Below are 17,654 nucleotides of genomic sequence, written 5' to 3' on the forward strand. Positions count from 1 at the left end.
GCACCGCTGCGAGAGTGGAGACGAACCGCATGACGAATCCCGCCGAGCGCCTGGTCGACCTGCTCGACCTGGAGCGGATCGAGGTCAACATCTTCCGCGGGCGCAGCCCCGAGGAGTCCTTGCAGCGGGTCTTCGGCGGCCAGGTCGCCGGGCAGGCGCTGGTGGCGGCCGGTCGCACCACCGACGGTGACCGGCCGGTGCATTCGCTCCACGCGTACTTCCTGCGGCCCGGCCGTCCCGGGGTGCCGATCGTCTACGACGTCGAGCGGGTGCGGGACGGGCGGTCGTTCACCACCCGCCGGGTCACCGCCGTCCAGCAGGGCCGGACGATCTTCAATCTGACGGCGTCGTTCCACCGGCCCGAGACGGCGGGCTTCGAGCACCAGTTGCCGCCCACCCGGAGCGTCCCGGACCCCGAGCAACTGCCGACCGTCGCGGAGGAGGTGCGCGAGCATCTCGGGGCGCTGCCGGACGCGCTGGAGAGGATGGCGCGGCGCCAGCCGTTCGACATCCGGTACGTCGACCGGCTGCGCTGGACGCAGGAGGAGGTCAAGGACGCGGACCCGCGCAGCGCGGTCTGGATGCGCGCGGTCGGCCCACTGGGCGACGATCCGCTCGTGCACACCTGCGCGCTGACGTACGCGAGCGACATGACGCTGCTCGACGCGGTGCGCATCCCGGTGGAACCGCTGTGGGGACCGCGCGGCTTCGACATGGCGTCGCTGGACCACGCGATGTGGTTCCACCGGCCGTTCCGGGCCGACGAGTGGTTCCTGTACGACCAGGAGTCGCCGATCGCCACGGGCGGTCGGGGGCTGGCCCGCGGCCGGATCTACGACCGTGACGGCAATCTGCTGGTGTCCGTGGTGCAGGAGGGGTTGTTCCGCCGCCTGGGCGCGTAGACCCGCCGTTCAGATGCCGGGCAGCGGGTCCTGCTCGACGTCGTGGCGCCGGGTGCGGATGTCCGGTGCGGCAGGGTGGAGTTTGGCATCGCAGGCGGGACCCAGCCCGGTGCGGCGCGAGTCCGTACCGGTGAGCGGGCGGCCGCACAGCCGGCAACGGACCGGTCGGCGCCCCGCAGCCCGTCCGGTGCCGGGCAGGGGCTCGATGTCCGTCCCGGGGAACGGTTCAGGGGAATCCACGCGTCGATCCTCTCAAGTCCGCGGTCTACTCCGCGACTTCCGAAAGACAGACAGCGGAGGAGTTCGTCGGGTGAGCAGCGTGCTGACATTGGAGCCGGTCCCCCAGGACAAGAAGAAGGACATCGCACCGGACGGTGTCGATCCGGTCGGCCATGTCATCAGATACACCGACTCACCCGGCGGCACGGCCCGGGACGTCGCGTACCCGGAGCGCGAACTGCCGCCGGGCGGCATACCGGCGTACCTGGACGCACGCAAGAGCGGGGCACGCTCCTTCGTCCTGTGGGCCGATCCGCAGCGGCAGGCGCGACTGGCCACGCTGGTCACCGCGTCCGCGGACGACGGTGTGGCGACGTATCGGGTACTCGGCCCGCAGGGCGAGCCCCTCGGGACGTTCGTCCGCGAGAAGGCTCTCTCCGGCAAAGGTCTGCGAACACGGTGGACGGTCACCCAGCCCGGCAGCCCCGAGGCCGTCGGCTACAAGGGCCGGATCTTCTGGTGGTACGTGTGGTGGCTGCTGTTCCCCGTCCAGGTGGCCATCGCCGTGGGCAGTGTCGTCGCCGGTGGCGGCGAAGTCGCCCGCGGGCCGCGCCGCATCTTCTGGCGTAGCGTCAAGGAGACCCCGCTGGAGTTCCAGGACGACCGGATCCTTCTGCACGCCCAGTGGTGCGACTGGCGACTGGGCGCGGCTCTGGTGGCGCTTCTGCGCAGCTTCGACAGCTGGCTGGGAGCCCCCTGGGACGACCGGCGGAAGTGATCGGCGGCGTGCCCCGGACGACGTGCCCGGGACCCGCACCGGGCGACGGCGCCGCCAGATGATGCCGTAACCGGGGCGGCCCGCGATGATCGGAGAGAAATCGGTCAGGAGGGTCCTCGATGAGCCAGACCAGCGCGTCGACGCTCCGTGCCGCACCGGACCTGACACCCGGGGAACGCGCGGCCCGTGGCAAGGCCGCCCGCCGCGGCGCGCCCCGGTCGAGCCACGCCGGGTTCGCACCGTCGTCCGACCGGCCGGACCCGCTGGACGTGCTCGAAGCCCAGTCCGCGAACCGGATTCCCGAACTCGTCCCGATCCGCTACAGCCGGATGGCCGAGTCGCCGTTCCGTTTCTACCGGGGCGCCGCCGCGATCATGGCCGCCGACCTGGCCACCACTGCGGACTCCGGGATCAGGGCCCAGCTGTGCGGGGACGCCCATCTGTCGAACTTCGGTCTGCTCGCCTCCCCGGAACGGCAACTGCTCTTCGACATCAACGACTTCGACGAAACGCTGCCCGGTCCGTGGGAGTGGGACGTCAAGCGGCTGGCGGCCAGTCTCGCCGTCGCGGGAAGGGCGAACGGCTTCACGGACCGGGAGCGCTCCGGCATCGTTCCGGCGACTGTGCGCGCATACCGCGAGTCGATGATCCGGTTCGCGGGCATGACCAACCTCGGCGTGTGGTACGCGAGGACCGACGCGGACCGCCTGCAGGCCGTGGCGGACCGGGAGTTGGCGACGCGCGGCCGCAGGAACCTGGACCGGGCCATGGCCAGGGCCCGGTCCCGGGACAGTCTGCAGGCCTTCGACAAGCTCACCGAGGTGGTGCACGGACGGGTCCGGATCGTCGCGGACCCGCCGCTGCTCGTGCCCGTCGCGGATCTGCTGCCCGAGGTCGAGCGCGACGCGCTGGAGGAACGGCTGGGCAGACTGCTCAAGGACTACGGCCGGAGTCTCTCGTCGGACCGTCGTGCCCTGCTCGGCGACTTCCGGCTCGTGGACGTCGCCCGCAAGGTGGTCGGGGTGGGCAGCGTCGGCACCCGGTGCTGGATCATCCTTCTGGCCGGGAGGGACGGCCGGGACCCGCTCTTCCTGCAGGCCAAGGAGGCCGGCCCGTCGGTGCTCGCCCCGTACGCCGGCCCCGGCACATACCGGAACCAGGGCGAGCGGGTGGTCGCGGGGCAGCGGCTGATGCAGGCCACGAGCGACATCTTCCTCGGCTGGCAACGGGCGGACGGGATGGACGGGCGGCGCCGCGACTTCTACGTACGCCAGTTGCGCGACTGGAAGGGCGGCCTCCAGCCGGAGTCAATGGTGCCGGCCGGCCTGAGGACGTACGGCGAGGTCTGCGGCTCCACACTGGCCCGCGCCCACGCGAGATCCGGCGACCGCATCGCCATCGCCGCGTATCTGGGCCGCGGCGACGCGTTCGACCGTGCGCTCGAGGAATTCGCCGAGGCGTATGCCGACCGGAACGAGCGCGACCACCAGGCGCTGGTCGAGGCGGTACGCACGGGCCGGCTTCCCGCGTCCGAGCCGGACGGCGACCGGCGGTGATCCGGACACCGGTCCAGGGCCACGGGGGTGGAAGTCCGGGACTCACCGCACAGCGCCGGTCCGACGTCCCGGGGGCATCGCCCTGGCGTGATATCACATTCTGAACGCTCGTGGGCCGGCGCCTGCCAGGGGCGCCGACGCTGAGGAGACGATGAAGATGTCGGCCAAGCCCGCCGGGGCCTCCGCCACGGCGCCACCGGACCCCGTCGCACTCGTCCGTACCCGTGGTTATGCGGGACTCCTGGTGATGGCTGCGCTGCTCGGGGTGCCGATCTCGGCGGTGGCCTTCGGGTTCCTCGCGCTCACCCACGAACTCCAGTCGCTGACCTACTCGGACCTGCCGAGGGCACTGGGTTTCTCGTCCACGCCCACGTGGTGGCCGGTGCCCCTGCTGGTCGTCGCCGGCCTGCTGGTCGGGCTGACCATCCGTCACCTCCCCGGCGCAGGCGGGCACAAGCCGGCCGAAGGGATGAAGACGACGGGGGCACCGGCAGCATGGGAGCTGCCCGGAATCGTGATCGCGGCCCTGGCCTCCCTCGGCCTCGGTGCCGTGCTCGGGCCCGAGGCGCCGCTCATCGCCCTCGGCGGCGGGCTGGCCGTGTGGGCCGTGCGCCTGGTGAAGCGGGACGTCACGCCGGGCGCGAGTGCCGTGGTGGGGGCCGCCGGGAGCTTCGCCGCGGTCAGTGCGCTGCTGGGGTCTCCGCTCCTCGGGGCGTTCCTGCTGATGGAGGCGTCGGGACTCGGCGGAGCCGTGCTGGGAATGGTCCTGGTGCCGGGCCTGCTCGCCTCAGGTGTGGGTTCCCTCATCTTCGTCGGGCTGGGTTCGTGGACCGGCCTGGGAACGTACTCCCTGGCACTTCACCACGTGCCGCAGGCCGACAAGCCGGACCTCGCCCAGTTCGGCTGGGCAGTGGTCGTCGGGCTGGCGGCGGCCGTCGTCGGCGAAGGGATCCGGCGGCTCTCCCTGCTCTTGCAGGCGCGGGTCGAGCGACGGGCGGTAGTGGGCACCGTGCTGATGGGGCTGGTGGTCGGGGTCCTCGCGCTGGCGTATGCAGAAGCCACGGGGAACGCCGCCTCCGGGGTGCTGTACTCGGGGCAGAACGCGCTGGACCCGCTGCTCACCGACAGCGCCAGGTACACGGTGGGCACGCTCCTGCTGCTCATCGTCTGCAAGGGGCTGGCGTACTGCGCGTCCTTGAGCAGTTTCCGGGGAGGCCCCGTCTTCCCCGCGATGTTCGTAGGAGCGGCGGGAGGCATCGCGCTCTCCCATCTCCCCGGGCTGAACGTGACGTCGGGGTTCGCCATGGGCATCGGCGCCATGTGCGTCGCGATGCTCAGGCTGCCGATGACCTCGGTGCTGCTGGCCACCTTGTTGCTGGGATCACCCGGGCTCACCGTCATGCCGCTGGTGATCGTCTCGGTCGTGGTCGCGTATGTCGTCTCGCTCCGGCTCGACCCGGCGCCGCACGCCCTCCCGGACGGACAGGGCGCCGCCTGAGCATTGGCCGCAGGTTCGCGTCCTGCCGGCGGGGCGCAGTCGGCCCGCGCCCGCGCCAGGCCGTCGCGCGGGCGGCCACGGGCGGACGGCGCCATGTGTCGGACACGGTCTACGAGCGCAGTGCGTCGACGGGCTCCATGCGGGAGGCCCGCAGTGACGGGTAGAGACCGGCCAGGAGTCCGACGAGAGCCCCGGCGACCGGGGCTCCGAAAGCGAGACGGACGTCCAGGACCGGAGCCCAGTCCCTGATGGCGGAGACGGCCACCACGACCACCATGCCCAGGACGGCACCGATGACGCCGCCGAGGAGTCCGATGGTCGTCGACTCCACCAGGAACTGGCCGGCCACCTGCCGTCGCGAGGCGCCGAGAGCGCGGCGCAGTCCGATCTCCCCGATCCGCTCCATGACCGTCACCAGTGTCACGTTGGCGATACCGATGGCCCCGACCACCAGCGAGACCAGTCCGAGTACCAGGAACAGCCCGTTGACGTCGCCCTGTACGCCCTTGCGTGCCTTGGTCGGGTCGGGCGGTGCCGTGACGGTGAGGGCGTCCTCCGCTCCGGGAGCCAGCGCGATCGGTGCCTGGTGGGCAACCTGCTTCGCCGCGCCGAGTGCGGTGTTGATCAGTACCCGGGTCACCGTTTCCAGGCCCAGCTGGTCCTCGGCTGTCGTGGGCGGCAGGATCACCGCGGTCGAGAGCTGCTGCTCCCGCTCGGCTCCGCCGAGTATCCCGATCACGGTGTAGGCCTGGCCCTTCAGGAAGACCGCGGGAGAGTCCTGGACCATGACCAAGCTGTAACGCTGGTTTTCCAGCCCCCCGCCGGGCGTCGCCCCGACCCGGGCCGCGAGGCGGCCCGATCCGAGTGCCCACCGTCGGGGGCCTGGTCGCCGCCGGTTCACGTCCCGTGCGGCCCGGAGACGAAGTGACCACTCCTGTCATAGGGCCAGGCGTTGGCGATGCATCCGTGCAGGCCCTTGATCTGTTGCATCATGACGGGGGCCAGTTGCCCGGGTCCCGCGCAGGTCGTGTGCGGGTGGCCCAGGAAGTGCCCCATCTCGTGGTTGATGATCAGCGCGCGGTAGTCATGGATCGGACCATTGAACGTGGGCGAGCCCTTCACCCAGCGCTTGAGGTTCACCACCACCCCGTTGCGAATCTCGCAGTTGTATTCGCCTTCGGTGTCCTGGTGGATGCCCTCCCAGCACAGGGCGTCCGCCGTTCCCGGTGTCGCGATCTTCACCTTGAGGTCGTAGGGCTCCCCCGCGCTCACCAACTGGAACGAAGAGACCCCGTTGTGGGTCCAGCCCCGGGGGGCGGCAAGTATGTCGGCGATCTCGTCGGCCGCTTGGGCCGGTGAGATGTCGAGCCCGGTCTCGACCTCCACCACGTAGCGGAGCAGATGCGAACCACGACCGGCCTTCGCGCCACTGGCATGCGCGGTGACGAACGTGCCGGTGCCCGTCGAGGGGACATCGACCTCGGTGGGGGTCGGGGTCGGCGTCGGGGTTGGGGTCGGGGTGGGCGTGGGCGTCGGGGTGGGCGTGGGGGTGGTGACCGTGCTCTGTGGGCGCGGCGCATCGCTCGACGCGTCGCTTCGTCCCCCGTTCAGGAAGAACGCCGCGGAGCCGAGCAGGCCGGCGGCCACCAGCACGCCGACCAGATAGCTCCGGCCCCGGCGGCGGGGACGGCCCCGGCTGTGGGCGGAGCGGCGCCGACCGCCACCGCGAGGGGATGACCGGTGCCGGCGGCCGACGCGGTCGGAGGCCACGGCGTTGCCGGTGGGCGGTGCGGATTCCCGCTCTTGTGCCGAATGCATGGCAGCCGAGACTGGTCAGGTCAGATGATCGCCATTGGTTCGGATCATCACGAAAGAGTAACGAGTGGCTGTCCGGCGACTCCCGCCCCTTGCGCCGGCAGACCGGTTCGACGGGACCGTCCGCCCGACGGCACGCCGACCGGAGACCGCCCACGCATCCCCATCCGTTGTGATCCTTCTGTAACAGCTCCCGAGAGACCCCCTCCTTCAGAACAGTCTCCGAACACGACCTGTGCATACTGTCAACGTGCCACGAGTCCTACTTGTCGAAGATGACCCAGATGTCCGTAAGGCCGTCCAGCTGGCGTTGCGGCATCAGGGACATGACGTTTTCGCCGCCGGAACGGGTGAAGAGGGGTTGGAACAGCTCCGCCCCTTCCATCCGGACGTCGTCGTGCTCGACCTCATGCTGCCCGGGATGTCGGGCCTCGACGTATGCCGGCGGATACGGGATCGCGACCAGGTGCCGATCATCATGGTGACCGCCAAGGGGGACGACATCGACGTGGTCGTGGGGCTGGAGGCCGGCGCGGACGACTACGTGGTCAAGCCCGTGCAGGCCCGGGTGCTCGACGCGCGAATACGGGCCGTGCTGCGCAGGCAGGACGCGACGGTCTCCGAAGCCGTCCGCCCCAGGGCGGAGTCGCACGGCGAACTGGTCATCGACCGGGCCGGGCTCGTGGTGACACACCGCCGTGAACCCGTCGCGCTCGCCCCCTCCGAGCTTCGGCTGCTGCTGACCCTGTCGGCCTCCCCCGGCCAGGTGTTCAGCCGCCAGCAGCTGCTGGAAGCGGTCTGGGAGCACAGCTACCACGGTGACATACGGCTCGTGGACGCCTGTGTGAAGCGATTGCGCAGCAAGCTCGGCGAGCTGGGCGGTGCCCCCCGGTACATCCAGACCGTTCGCGGCTTCGGTTACCGCTTCGGCAACCGGTGAACGGCCGGACATCCGTACGGGCACGAAAGGCCGTACGGAAACCCGAGACCGTGACAGCCGGGCAGGGACCCAGGCCGGTGCGGTTCCTTCGGGCCGCCCTGGTGCACGTCCCTCTTGCGCTGCGGGGCCTGCGCTCGCGCCTGGTGGTGGCCTTCGCCCTGGTGGCTGTGGCCGGCGCCCTGAGCACCGGAGCCCTCGCCTTCCGGGAGGCGCGCACGGGGGTGCTTCAGCAGAGCCAGGACTCCGTCATCCGGCAGTTTCGGGCCAGTATCGACGCCGTGGCTGTCCAGACCCCCCTGCCGCCGAGCCAGTCGGACTTGCAGACGGCGGTGGACCAGGTGCTCCACGCCAACCAGTCACAAGGATGGCGGGTATTGGCCACGTACCGCAGCCTCCGAGCCTACGCACCGAGTGCCGGCTTCGACATGCTGAGCCCGCAACTGCGCCGGTCCGTAGGAACCACACCTGCCGCGGTGTTCCAGCGGGTGAACGCCGACGGGCATCCCTACCTCGTCGTCGGACTGCCGGTCACCTACAACAGCGGCGAGGGTACGAAGCCCAAGCTCTCAGGGCTCGTGATGTACCTGGTGGTACCGCAGAACACCGAACAGGCCTACGTCGAAGCGATGGTCAGCGCCATCGAGCACGCCACCCTGGTGGCGCTGTGCCTCGCCGTCGTCCTGGCGCTGGTGGCCGCGAGCGGCGTTCTCCGTCCCGTGCGGGCGTTGCGCCGGGCCACACGCCGGATGGCCGAGGGACACCTCGACGTCCGGCTCGCCGTCAACGGCTCCGACGAACTGGCCGACCTCTCGCAGTCCTTCAACCACACGGCGGCCGCCTTGGAGGAGTCGGTCGCGGAGTTGCGCCGCCTGGAGGCCCAGGCGCGACGCTTCGTCGCGGACGTCTCCCATGAACTGCGCACACCGCTGGCGGCGATGTCGGCGGTCACCGACGTGCTGGACGAGAAGGCGCTGCACCTGGACCGGGAGACCGGCGAGGCATTGCAGCTCATCAGCGAGGGGACCAGTCGGCTGAGCGTGCTGGTGAACGACCTGATGGAGATCTCCCGCTTCGACGCGGGCGCGGCTGAACTCAACTTGGACGAGATCGACTTGGCCGAGTTCGTGCAGCACACCCTTGCCGCCCGGGGGTGGCAGGGCCAGGTCGAGACCCGCTTGCCCCGACCGGGCGTGCTCAGGACGCGCGTGGATCCGCGCCGGCTCGACGTGGTGATGGCCAACCTGGTCGGCAACGCGCTGCGGCACGGGGACCCGCCGGTGCGGCTGAGCATGGGCGTGAGAGAGGAGCGAGCGGACATGGCGTGGGCCGTCATCGAGGTGACCGACAACGGACCGGGGATCGCCGAGGAAGCCATGCCGCACATCTTCGAACGCTTCTACAAAGCGAGCACCACACGGACCAGAAGCGAGAGCAGCGGTCTGGGCCTGGCCATCACCGCGGAGAACGTGCGCCTGCACGGAGGACGCATCAGCGCGGCGAACCTGCCGGAGGGCGGCGCGGTGTTCACGGTCGAGCTCCCCCTGCGCCGCGACTCCGCAACCGACGACGACGCCACCGGGAGTGCCTGGTGAGGGGCTCGCGCGTGGCGGCGCTGCTGACCGGGCTCACGGCCGCGCTCACGCTCTCGGCGTGCGGAGTCCCCCCGTCCGACGTCATCCAGGCCGGCGCTCCGGCGAGCGGCATGTTCTCCCCCGGTCCACAGCCCTCGGCGCCAACCCTCGTCTCCGTCTATTTCCTGCACCACGGTGATCTGGCGCCGTATCTTCGCAAGGTGCGCGCCCCGGGGGACTTCGGGGCCGTCGTGCGCCTGCTGTTCGACGGACCGACCACGAGCGAGGCCGTCACGGCCACCACGGAGCTGCCCCACCTGACGGATACACCGGAAGTGGCGATCAGCGGCGACAACACCTTCTCCATCCAGCTCCCCAAAGGTGTCCCCCCCTTCAGCCACCTGGCCATGCGGCAGCTGGCGTGCACGGCGGCTCACGTCGCTGTGACGTTTGCCGCGCAGCCCGCGGACACGAATCAGGACGGCGCCGCTGCAGCTCCGCCCGTCACTGCGCAACGCTCCCCCGGACACACGCGCGTCCTTGTGCTCGGGGACGGATGGGCGATGAAGCAGTCGGACGACTCGTGTCCCGACCCTGCCCAGCCGTAGGAGTGGTCCGGGCACGGCCCCGGTAACGGTGGAGATCGTCGTTCGACCGGTCCGTAGCCCCTACGCGGGCGGGGTGCCGTCGCCGAACGGGCGGCCGCCGAGCTGCTCGCGGTGGTGCGGGGTCCGCCAGCCGGTCAGGTCGGGGCCCAGTGGCACGATGCCGGTGGGGTTGATGCCCGTATGCACCCGGTAGTAGTGCTGCTTGATGTGGTCGAAGTCGACGGTGTCGCCGAATCCCGGGGTCTGGAAGAGGTCCCTGGCGTAGGCCCACAGCACCGGGTCCTCGGTCAGTTTCGAGCGGTTGCACTTGAAGTGGCCGTGGTAGACGGCGTCGAAGCGGACGAGCGTGGTGAAGAGCCGGATGTCGGCCTCCGTGATCGTCTCCCCCACCAGGTACCGCTGGTTCCTGAGGCGTCCGGAGACCAGGTCGAGTCTGCGGAACACGTCGTGGTACGCGGTTTCGTACTCGTCCTGGCTGCTGGCGAATCCGGCCCGGTACACGCCGTTGTTGACGTCTCGGTAGATACCGCCCATGACCTCGTCGATCTCGTCCCGCAGCCGTTCGGGGTAGAGATCGGGCGCTCCGGGCCGGTGCAGCGCGGTCCACTCGGTGGCAAAGTCCAGGGTGATCTGCTGGAAGTCGTTGGTGACGAGTTTCCCGCTGGGTACGTCCACGATCGCGGGCACGCTGACACCGCCGGAGTAGCCGCTTTCGCGCGCCTCGTATGCCTCGCTGAGGTAGGAGATGCCGAGTACCGGGTCCCGGCCGCCCTCGTCCAGGGTGAAGCGCCAGCTGCGGTCGTCCTGGATGGGGTCGGCCACGGCGAGCGAGAGGGCGTCCTCCAGGCCGAGGAGCCGCCGGGAGACGAGAGCCCTGCTCGCCCAGGGGCAGGCTCGGCTGACGACCAGCCGGTAGCGGCCTGCCTCGACCGGCCAGCCGTCCCGGCCGTCGGCCGTGATCCGGTCCGCGAAGTGGCTCGTGGACCGCTTGAAGGGCTTGTGTCCGTACGCTGCGTTGCCGTCGGGTCCACTACCGGTGGGGTTGCTCATCGTGGTCTCCCTTCCAGCCGGACAGGCCGTCCTGGCGTCGCGTCCTCCGCCGGGTGAGCGCCACATCGGTCATCGCCAGCACGAGTGCCCCCAGCACGAAGGCGATCGAGACGATGAGCCCGCTGTCGAACGCGCTCCTCCAGCCCTCGGAAGGCAGCCGTGCGAAGAAGACCGAGCCGACCGCGGCAATCCCGATCGCGGAGCCGACGCGCTGGCCGGTCTGGAGCGTCCCCGCGGCGCTCCCACCGCCGACCACCGGCACCTGGGACAGGGTCAGGGTCAGGTTCGGAGCGATGACGAGGCCACTGCCCACACCGGCCAGGAGCAACGGGGCCGCCATCGCCCAGGCGACACTGCGGCCCGGCACGATGTGCACGGCGAACGCCGTGGCCGCGAGTCCGACGACCACCATGGACAGTCCCACGACGACCAGCGGTCTCCCGTAACGGCTGACCATCCGGCCACCCGGTCCCGCGGCGGCCGCCGCCCCCAGAGCGAACGGCGTGATCGCCAGTCCGGCCTGGAGCGCGGTGCAGTGCAGGCCGGCCTGCAGATAGAGGGTGCTGATGAAGAAGATCGAGGTGAATCCGGCAAAGTACAGCAGGCTGAGCAGACAGCCCAGCCAGTAGGAGTGCAGCCGGAACAGCGACAGGTCCAGGACGGGCACGGTGCCGTGCCTGCCGCACCGGGCCTCCCAGCCGGCGAAGGCGGCGAGCAGCACCACGGCCACGACCACCAGCAGCCACTTCCCGTCGCCCGACCACTGCTGCTCCTGGACGAAGGGCAGCAGCAGGGCCAGCACGCCCGCACCCAGGAGGAGTACGCCGACGGGGTCGAGGTCCCTCGGCCGCACGCGGCCGGCCGCCGGTGTGTCCGGGAGGAGACGCCGGGCGAGCAGGAAGCAGACGATGCCGAGCGGCAGGTTGACGAGGAACACCCAGCGCCAGCCCCCCTCCCGTCCCGCGGCCTGGATCAGCAGCCCGCCCAGCAAAGGGCCGACGGCGGTCGAGATTCCGACCACCGTGCTGAACATGCCGAAGGCGCGGCCCCGCTCCTGGCCGGAGAACATCTGCTGGATCAACGCGGAGATCTGCGGCGAGATCAGGGCTCCGCCGAAGCCCTGAATCACCCGGGCGACCACCAGCCAGGTACTGGAGTGGGCGGCTCCGCAGGCCGCCGACGCGAGCGTGAACAGGGCCAGCCCCGCCAGGAACACCACACGGCGCCCCCGGGCGTCGCCCAGCCGCCCGGCGGGGATGAGCAGGAGCCCGAAGGCGAGGGCGTAGCCGGAGAGGACCCATTGCAGATCTGATTCCGGGCTCCGCAGGTCGTTGCGGATCGACGGCAGGGCGACGTTGACGATGGACACGTCCAACAGCGTCATGAAGCCCGCCACCAGGCACACGGCAAGTGCCTGCCAGCGGCGGGGGTCGGGCGCCGGGGCCATCTCGCGCCCCGCCGCGCCACCCTGGGACGTTGCGCTCTCCGGCATGACTCGCACCCTAGGCGGCCGGTCGCGATTCCTCACCCGTGACAGGGCCGACTGCCGTAAACACCGCCGTCGGGGAGGAGGCCAGACGGCACGTCCGGTCAGGCCGCCGAGCCCATGTGCGCTTCTCGGTGCTGACCCGTGCACAGCGCCCAGACGATGAAGATGTTGACCGCCACCAGCGTCATCGCCCACAAGGGGTAGTACGGCAGCCACAGGAAGTTGGCGATCGCGCCGAGCCCCGCGACGACCACACCGAAGTAGCGTGCCCAGAGGGCTCCGGTGAGTACGGCGCAGCCGGCGAGGACGATGACGATGCCCAGAATGAGGTGGACCCAGCCCCAGCCCGACAGGCTGAACTGGAAGACGTAGTGACGCGTCGCGACGAAGAGGTCGTCCCTGGCGATGGCCGCGATCCCCTCGAGGATCGCCATCACTCCCCCGAAGATCATCAGGGCTGCCGCGAGGACGGTGGTGCCGGATGTGGGCCCGTACCACGGACCTGGGTCGGCCTTGCCTGTCTTGGGCGCGGTGGCGTTACTGGCCATGTCGGTCGCCTCCTCGGGCGGCATTCCGGCCGGCCCGCGGGTGGGCCTGACCGTCCGTGTCCCCCCGTCACAGCGTGGCATGGCCGTACCTGCTCGGCATTCCGGCGGACTGCACCCATAGACCTCTCACATCAGGGATATTCTCTCTGGTGTGAGAGGGACCGAAGAGGTGGAACCGGCTTCCGTCGATGCCCGGCTGGCCGCCCGGCTGGGCGAGCTCCGCGCCGAGCGCGGCTGGCCGCTGGACGAACTGTCCCGGCGCAGCGGTGTCAGCCGCTCGACGCTGTCGCGCCTGGAGCGCGGCGAGCTGAGCCCGACCGCCGCCCAGCTGGGGCGGTTGTGCACGGTGTTCCAGCGGACGATGTCGCGGCTGCTGATGGAGGTGGAGACGGAGCCACCGCAGCTGGTGCCCGTCGAGCGGCAGCCGGTGTGGCGGGACGAGGCGTCCGGCTTCGTGCGCCGATCGGTCTCGCCGCCGCACACCGGTCTGCGCGCCGAGATCATCGAGGGGACGCTCGACCCGGGCGCCGGCATCGCGTACGAGCACGCGCCGGTGCCCGGTCTGGAACAGCACGTCTGGGTGCTGGAGGGGACGGTGGAGATCACCGTCGAGAACACCGTGCACACCGTGCGCCCCGGGGACTGTCTGCGGTTCCGGTTGAACGGCCCCTCGCACTTCCGCTGTCCGGGCCCCGACCCGGTCCGCTATGCCGTGATGATCGTTCTGCCGTGAAAGGACCCGTGTCATGACCGAGGCCACCGCATCCGCCGAGTCCGTCCCGGGCACCGAGATCGTCCCCGTCTCCGGCCCCGAGCTGATCACGTACGCCGATGAGCTGGCCGCTCTCCTGGTGGAGACCGTGGCCGGCGGCGCCTCCGTGGGATTCCTGGCGCCCCTCGACCGCGATGCCGCCGCCGACTGGTGGCGGGGGCGTGCCGCATCGGTCGACGCGGGCCACCACCGTGTCTGGATCGCCCGGGACGGCGAGCGGGTGGCCGGAACGATCGGCCTGAACCTGGCCCAGTTGCCGAATTCCCGTCATCGCGCGGAGATCACCAAGGTGATGGTGCGCCCGTCGATGCGCGGCCACGGAGTGGGTCGGTCGCTGCTCGCCACCGCGGAACGGGCCGCGGCCGAGGCCGGTCTGACTCTGCTGGTCCTGGACACCGAGACGGGCAGCCCCGCCGAGCGGCTCTACCGTACGGCGGGCTGGACGGAGTGCGGTTCGATTCCGGACTACGCCGGCGACCCGGCCGGGGCCCTGCGGCCGACCACCTTCTACTACAAGGCGATCCGGACGACGGAGCAGCCGGCGTCGCCCCGATGAACGCGCGGGCTGGACAATGACCGGGCAAGCCACTGACGAGGAGATCCTTATGACGCTGTACGACATTCCCCTGCACACGCTCACCGGCGAGCCGACCACCCTGGGCGCCTTCCGGGGCCAGGCGGTCCTGCTGGTGAACGTCGCCTCCAAGTGCGGGCTCACCCCGCAGTACGCGGGCCTGGAGCGACTACAGAAGACTTACGGGGACCGCGGCTTCACCGTGCTCGGTGTGCCGTGCAACCAGTTCGCGGGCCAGGAGCCCGGGAGCGCGGAGGAGATCCAGACGTTCTGCTCCACGACGTACGGGGTCAGCTTCCCGCTGCTGGAGAAGGCCGACGTCAACGGTGACCGCCGGCACCCGCTGTACGCCGAGCTGACGCAGCTCGCGGACGCGGACGGCGAGGCGGGTGACGTCCAGTGGAACTTCGAGAAGTTCCTGATCTCCCCGGCCGGCGAGGCGGTGGCCCGCATCCGCCCCCGCACCGAGCCGGAGGCCCCGGAGCTCGTGGCGGCGATCGAGGCCCTGCTCTCCGCCTGACGAACGACGTCGTGCCGGGCGGGCCGGCTTTCGGCCCGCCCGGCACCACCTCGCCCCCGCGGGCGTCGTCCCGGCCCGCCGGGCACGGCATCGAGGCCGTCCGGCGATCGAGCACACACCGGGGTCGACGGCACCGCAACCACTCCGGCGGCCCGCCCCGCGGCACCGTGCTAGCGGATCGGCATGCCCGACAGGGTGCGCGCGATCACCAGCCGCTGGATCTCGCTCGTGCCCTCGAAGATGGTGTAGATCGCCGCGTCCCGGTGCATCCGCTCCACCGGGTACTCACGGGTGAAGCCGTTGCCGCCGAGGATCTGGATCGCCTGCGCGGTGACCTTCTTCGCCGTCTCACTGGCGTACAGCTTGGACATGGATCCCTCGGCGGACTCGAACGGCTTGCCGGTGGTCGCCATCCAGGAAGCGCGCCAGACCAGCAGCCGGGCCGCGTCGATCTGCGTGCGCATGTCCGCGAGCTGGAACGCGACACCCTGGTTGTCGATGATCGGCCGGCCGAACTGGGTGCGCGTCCTGGCGTAGTCGAGCGCCACCTCGTACGCCGCCCGGGCGGTACCGACCGCCATGGCGCCGACCGCCGGGCGGGACGCCTCGAACGTGGCCATGGCCGCGTTCTTCACGCGCTCGCCGCCGGACCGGGCACGCTCGCGGGCCCGCGCCAGGCGCTGATCCAGCTTCTCCTTGCCGCCGAGCAGGCAGTGGCCGGGGACCCGGACGTCCTCCAGGACGACCTCCGCCGTGTGCGAGGCCCGGATGCCGTGCTTCTTGAACTTCTGCCCCTGCGAGAGACCGGGGGTGTTCGGCGGCACGATGAAGGAGGCGTGCCCCTTGGAGCCGAGCTCCGCGTCGACCACGGCGACGACGACATGGACATTGGCGATACCGCCGTTGGTCGCCCAGGTCTTGGTGCCGTTGAGCACCCACTCGTCCTTGGCCTGGTCGTACACCGCACGCGTGCGCATCGAGGCGACGTCCGAGCCCGCGTCCGGCTCGGACGAGCAGAAGGCGGCGACCTTCACATCGGTCGCATCGCCGTACATCTGCGGAATCCAGGTGCCGATCTGCTCCTCGGTGCCGTTGGCGAGGACGCCGACGGCCGCCAGGCCCGTACCGACGATCGACAGGGCGATGCCGGCGTCGCCCCAGAACAGCTCCTCCATCGCCATCGGGATTCCGAGCCCGGTCGGGTCGAAGAACTGCTGCGCGTAGAAGTCCAGGGAGTAGATTCCGATCTTGGCCGCCTCCTGGATGACGGGCCAGGGCGTTTCCTCACGCTCGTCCCACTCCGAGGCGGCCGGGCGGATGACATCCGCGGCAAACCCGTGAAGCCAGTCACGGACCTGCTTCTGGTCGTCGTTGAGATCGAGCGTGAACTCGGCCATGTTCCCCTCCATGCACTGCAGTAAAAACAAGTCGTTACTTGCGGTAACAACAGTCTGTTACCGACTAGTAGCCTCTGTCAACCGATCCGCTTCGATCAGCACCACCGCAGGGCAGGGTGTTACGTTGCGCAGGCATGACGGACTTGCATGGCCACGAGCACGGCCAGGGGTGGGGAGAGAGCGACATGGAGACCACACGACAGGCCGAGCGACAGCGGACCGCGGCCGAACAGCGCCGCCGGGAGCTGCTCGAGGCTGCCGACCGCGTGGTGCTCAGGGACGGGCCGAAGGCCTCGATGAACGCCATCGCCGCAGAGGCCGGGATCACCAAGCCCATTCTGTACCGGCACTTCGGCGACAAGGGCGGCCTTTACCGCGCGCTCGCCAAGCGCCACACCGACGCCCTGCTGAGCGCACTGCGGGCCGCGCTGGACGCCCCCGCCGAGCGGCGCCGGCGGGTCGAGGCGACGCTCGACACGTATCTCGCGGCGATCGAGGCCCGCCCGCAGGTCTACCGCTTCCTGATGCACCCGTCCGACGACGCGGCCCCCTCCCCCGAGCAGGGCTTCGACGTCGGACGGCACTCCGCCCCGCTGCTGCGCCGGCTCGGTGAGGAGCTCGCCCTGGTGATCGCCGAGCGGGTGGACCTGGGCCCGGACAGCGAGGAGATGGCCCGCATCTGGGGCCATGGCATCGTCGGCATGATGCATGCGGCGGGCGACTGGTGGCTGGGTGAACGCCCTTGCTCACGCGACCAGTTGGTGCGCAGCCTGGCCGATCTGCTGTGGGGCAGACTGGCCGCCGTCGGCGACCGGCCGGGCGGCCCGGGCTTCTGACCGCGCGCGACCGCGGTCAGTCCGTACGCCCCCACGGCGCCCGGCGGGCCGCGCGCAGCGCCCGCGTCCGGCGCAGCCCGGTCAGCCGATCGGTGTAGACGGAGCCTTCGAGGTGGTCGCACTCGTGCTGCAGACAGCGTGCGAACCAGCCGGTGCCGTCGATCCTCACCAGCTGCCCCTCGAGAGTCATCCCCTCCACCACCGCATGGTCGAAGCGCGGGGTGCCCGCCTCGAGACCGGGCAGCGACAGACAGCCCTCCGGCCCGCGCACGGTGATGCCGTCCGCCTCGACCAGTTTCGGATTGACGAGATGTCCGAGGTGGCGGACGTCGTCGTCGTCCGGACAGTCGTAGACGAACACCCGCAGCGGGACTCCGATCTGGTTGGCGGCGAGCCCCACCCCCTGCGCGGCGTACATCGTGGCAAACATGTCCTCGACGAGCCTGCCGAGCGAGGGCCCGAAGTCGGTGACGTCCTCGCAGGCGCTGTGCAGCACGGGGTCGCCGAGCAGACTCAGGGCGCGGACGAGTCCGGAACTGCCGGGGATCGGACGGTTTCGCATGGCCGTAAGGGTACGTTCC

The 17,654-nt window shown here is 70.6% G+C and carries 19 protein-coding genes; 11 read left to right on the plus strand and 8 right to left on the minus strand.

The genetic code is table 11. The features are described from left to right. The first annotated feature begins 29 nt into the window (after positions 1-29). Positions 30-902 carry an acyl-CoA thioesterase II gene (locus tag LRD69_RS02480; RefSeq protein WP_277324888.1) on the plus strand — a complete coding sequence of 291 codons (873 nt, stop codon included), beginning with the start codon at positions 30-32 and terminating at the stop codon, positions 900-902. A gap of 9 nt (positions 903-911) precedes the next feature. On the opposite strand, the gene LRD69_RS02485 is transcribed toward LRD69_RS02480, so the two are convergent. Next, positions 912-1,142, minus strand: a complete 231-nt coding sequence (locus LRD69_RS02485; RefSeq protein ID WP_277324889.1) for a DUF6011 domain-containing protein — start codon at positions 1,140-1,142, stop codon at positions 912-914. A gap of 70 nt (positions 1,143-1,212) precedes the next feature. On the opposite strand from LRD69_RS02485, the gene LRD69_RS02490 reads away from it, so the two are divergent. From LRD69_RS02490 to LRD69_RS02500, 3 genes are all read left to right on the plus strand, one after another. Next, entirely contained in the window at positions 1,213-1,899 is a 687-nt protein-coding gene (locus LRD69_RS02490) for a hypothetical protein (RefSeq protein ID WP_277324890.1), read from the plus strand. Between the two features lie 119 nt (positions 1,900-2,018). After that, the gene (locus LRD69_RS02495; protein WP_277324891.1) at positions 2,019-3,455 is read left to right on the plus strand and encodes a DUF2252 domain-containing protein; all 1,437 of its coding nucleotides are present in this window, start codon (positions 2,019-2,021) and stop codon (positions 3,453-3,455) included. 157 nt (positions 3,456-3,612) lie between these two features. Continuing rightward, the gene (locus LRD69_RS02500) at positions 3,613-4,953 is read left to right on the plus strand and encodes a chloride channel protein (RefSeq protein ID WP_277324892.1); all 1,341 of its coding nucleotides are present in this window, start codon (positions 3,613-3,615) and stop codon (positions 4,951-4,953) included. Between the two features lie 109 nt (positions 4,954-5,062). Here LRD69_RS02500 and LRD69_RS02505 read toward each other — a convergent pair whose 3' ends face one another. Beyond that, the gene (locus tag LRD69_RS02505; RefSeq protein WP_277324893.1) at positions 5,063-5,740 is read right to left on the minus strand and encodes an ABC transporter permease; all 678 of its coding nucleotides are present in this window, start codon (positions 5,738-5,740) and stop codon (positions 5,063-5,065) included. A gap of 110 nt (positions 5,741-5,850) precedes the next feature. Further along, complete coding sequence (locus LRD69_RS02510; protein WP_277329600.1) at positions 5,851-6,600, minus strand: DUF3152 domain-containing protein; 750 nt, start codon at positions 6,598-6,600, stop codon at positions 5,851-5,853. A gap of 418 nt (positions 6,601-7,018) precedes the next feature. On the opposite strand from LRD69_RS02510, the gene LRD69_RS02515 reads away from it, so the two are divergent. The 3 genes from LRD69_RS02515 to LRD69_RS02525 all read left to right on the plus strand — a co-directional run bounded on the left by LRD69_RS02515 (position 7,019) and on the right by LRD69_RS02525 (position 9,887). Continuing rightward, a complete protein-coding gene (locus LRD69_RS02515; protein ID WP_277324894.1) occupies positions 7,019-7,708 on the plus strand; it encodes a response regulator transcription factor in 690 nt (229 codons plus the stop codon). Positions 7,709-7,785: 77 nt separating this feature from the next. Continuing rightward, complete coding sequence (locus LRD69_RS02520) at positions 7,786-9,300, plus strand: HAMP domain-containing sensor histidine kinase (protein WP_277324895.1); 1,515 nt, start codon at positions 7,786-7,788, stop codon at positions 9,298-9,300. Then, entirely contained in the window at positions 9,297-9,887 is a 591-nt protein-coding gene (locus LRD69_RS02525; protein WP_277324896.1) for a hypothetical protein, read from the plus strand. Before LRD69_RS02520 ends, LRD69_RS02525 begins: the two co-directional genes overlap by 4 nt. A 60-nt stretch (positions 9,888-9,947) precedes the next feature. Here LRD69_RS02525 and LRD69_RS02530 read toward each other — a convergent pair whose 3' ends face one another. The 3 genes from LRD69_RS02530 to LRD69_RS02540 form a co-directional block, all read right to left on the minus strand. After that, the gene (locus LRD69_RS02530) at positions 9,948-10,937 is read right to left on the minus strand and encodes a glutathione S-transferase C-terminal domain-containing protein (RefSeq protein WP_277324897.1); all 990 of its coding nucleotides are present in this window, start codon (positions 10,935-10,937) and stop codon (positions 9,948-9,950) included. Continuing rightward, on the minus strand, positions 10,918-12,429 hold the full coding sequence (locus LRD69_RS02535; protein WP_277324898.1) for an MFS transporter: 1,512 nt from the start codon (positions 12,427-12,429) through the stop codon (positions 10,918-10,920). Before LRD69_RS02535 ends, LRD69_RS02530 begins: the two co-directional genes overlap by 20 nt. Before the next feature lie 98 nt (positions 12,430-12,527). Further along, on the minus strand, positions 12,528-12,878 hold the full coding sequence (locus LRD69_RS02540; RefSeq protein ID WP_277329601.1) for a hypothetical protein: 351 nt from the start codon (positions 12,876-12,878) through the stop codon (positions 12,528-12,530). 247 nt (positions 12,879-13,125) lie between these two features. Here LRD69_RS02540 and LRD69_RS02545 point away from each other — a divergent pair, with 247 nt between their 5' ends. From LRD69_RS02545 to LRD69_RS02555, 3 genes are read left to right on the plus strand one after another with little or no spacing between them, the layout of a single operon-like run. Next, positions 13,126-13,707: an XRE family transcriptional regulator gene (locus LRD69_RS02545; protein ID WP_277324899.1), complete on the plus strand. Its 582-nt coding sequence runs from the start codon at positions 13,126-13,128 to the stop codon at positions 13,705-13,707. Positions 13,708-13,720: 13 nt separating this feature from the next. Continuing rightward, positions 13,721-14,302, plus strand: coding sequence for a GNAT family N-acetyltransferase (locus LRD69_RS02550; protein WP_277324900.1), 582 nt, complete (start codon positions 13,721-13,723; stop codon positions 14,300-14,302). Between the two features lie 49 nt (positions 14,303-14,351). Next, positions 14,352-14,840, plus strand: a complete 489-nt coding sequence (locus LRD69_RS02555; RefSeq protein WP_277324901.1) for a glutathione peroxidase — start codon at positions 14,352-14,354, stop codon at positions 14,838-14,840. A gap of 170 nt (positions 14,841-15,010) precedes the next feature. Here LRD69_RS02555 and LRD69_RS02560 read toward each other — a convergent pair whose 3' ends face one another. Next, the gene (locus LRD69_RS02560) at positions 15,011-16,237 is read right to left on the minus strand and encodes an acyl-CoA dehydrogenase family protein (RefSeq protein WP_277324902.1); all 1,227 of its coding nucleotides are present in this window, start codon (positions 16,235-16,237) and stop codon (positions 15,011-15,013) included. A 185-nt stretch (positions 16,238-16,422) separates the two neighbouring features. Between LRD69_RS02560 and LRD69_RS02565 the strand changes: the two genes are divergently transcribed. Continuing rightward, a complete protein-coding gene (locus tag LRD69_RS02565; RefSeq protein ID WP_277329602.1) occupies positions 16,423-17,073 on the plus strand; it encodes a TetR family transcriptional regulator in 651 nt (216 codons plus the stop codon). Positions 17,074-17,089: 16 nt separating this feature from the next. On the opposite strand, the gene def is transcribed toward LRD69_RS02565, so the two are convergent. Beyond that, a complete protein-coding gene (gene def / locus LRD69_RS02570) occupies positions 17,090-17,635 on the minus strand; it encodes a peptide deformylase (RefSeq protein WP_277324903.1) in 546 nt (181 codons plus the stop codon). Between the last annotated feature and the right edge of the window lie 19 nt (positions 17,636-17,654).

The sequence above is a fragment of the Streptomyces sp. JH14 genome (genome assembly GCF_029428675.1).
Lineage (GTDB): Bacteria > Actinomycetota > Actinomycetes > Streptomycetales > Streptomycetaceae > Streptomyces.

Excerpts from the sequence above, each read along its gene's own strand:
- LRD69_RS02555 (WP_277324901.1), top strand. The coding sequence starts at position 14,352 with ATGACGCTGTACGACATTCCCCTGCACACGCTCACCGGCGAGCCGACC.
- LRD69_RS02505 (WP_277324893.1), bottom strand. The coding sequence starts at position 5,740 with ATGGTCCAGGACTCTCCCGCGGTCTTCCTGAAGGGCCAGGCCTACACC.
- LRD69_RS02550 (WP_277324900.1), top strand. The coding sequence starts at position 13,721 with ATGACCGAGGCCACCGCATCCGCCGAGTCCGTCCCGGGCACCGAGATC.
- LRD69_RS02500 (WP_277324892.1), top strand. The coding sequence starts at position 3,613 with ATGTCGGCCAAGCCCGCCGGGGCCTCCGCCACGGCGCCACCGGACCCC.
- def (WP_277324903.1), bottom strand. The coding sequence starts at position 17,635 with ATGCGAAACCGTCCGATCCCCGGCAGTTCCGGACTCGTCCGCGCCCTG.
- LRD69_RS02565 (WP_277329602.1), top strand. The coding sequence starts at position 16,423 with ATGGAGACCACACGACAGGCCGAGCGACAGCGGACCGCGGCCGAACAG.
- LRD69_RS02560 (WP_277324902.1), bottom strand. The coding sequence starts at position 16,237 with ATGGCCGAGTTCACGCTCGATCTCAACGACGACCAGAAGCAGGTCCGT.
- LRD69_RS02540 (WP_277329601.1), bottom strand. The coding sequence starts at position 12,878 with ATGATCTTCGGGGGAGTGATGGCGATCCTCGAGGGGATCGCGGCCATC.
- LRD69_RS02530 (WP_277324897.1), bottom strand. The coding sequence starts at position 10,937 with ATGAGCAACCCCACCGGTAGTGGACCCGACGGCAACGCAGCGTACGGA.
- LRD69_RS02535 (WP_277324898.1), bottom strand. The coding sequence starts at position 12,429 with ATGCCGGAGAGCGCAACGTCCCAGGGTGGCGCGGCGGGGCGCGAGATG.
- LRD69_RS02480 (WP_277324888.1), top strand. The coding sequence starts at position 30 with ATGACGAATCCCGCCGAGCGCCTGGTCGACCTGCTCGACCTGGAGCGG.
- LRD69_RS02495 (WP_277324891.1), top strand. The coding sequence starts at position 2,019 with ATGAGCCAGACCAGCGCGTCGACGCTCCGTGCCGCACCGGACCTGACA.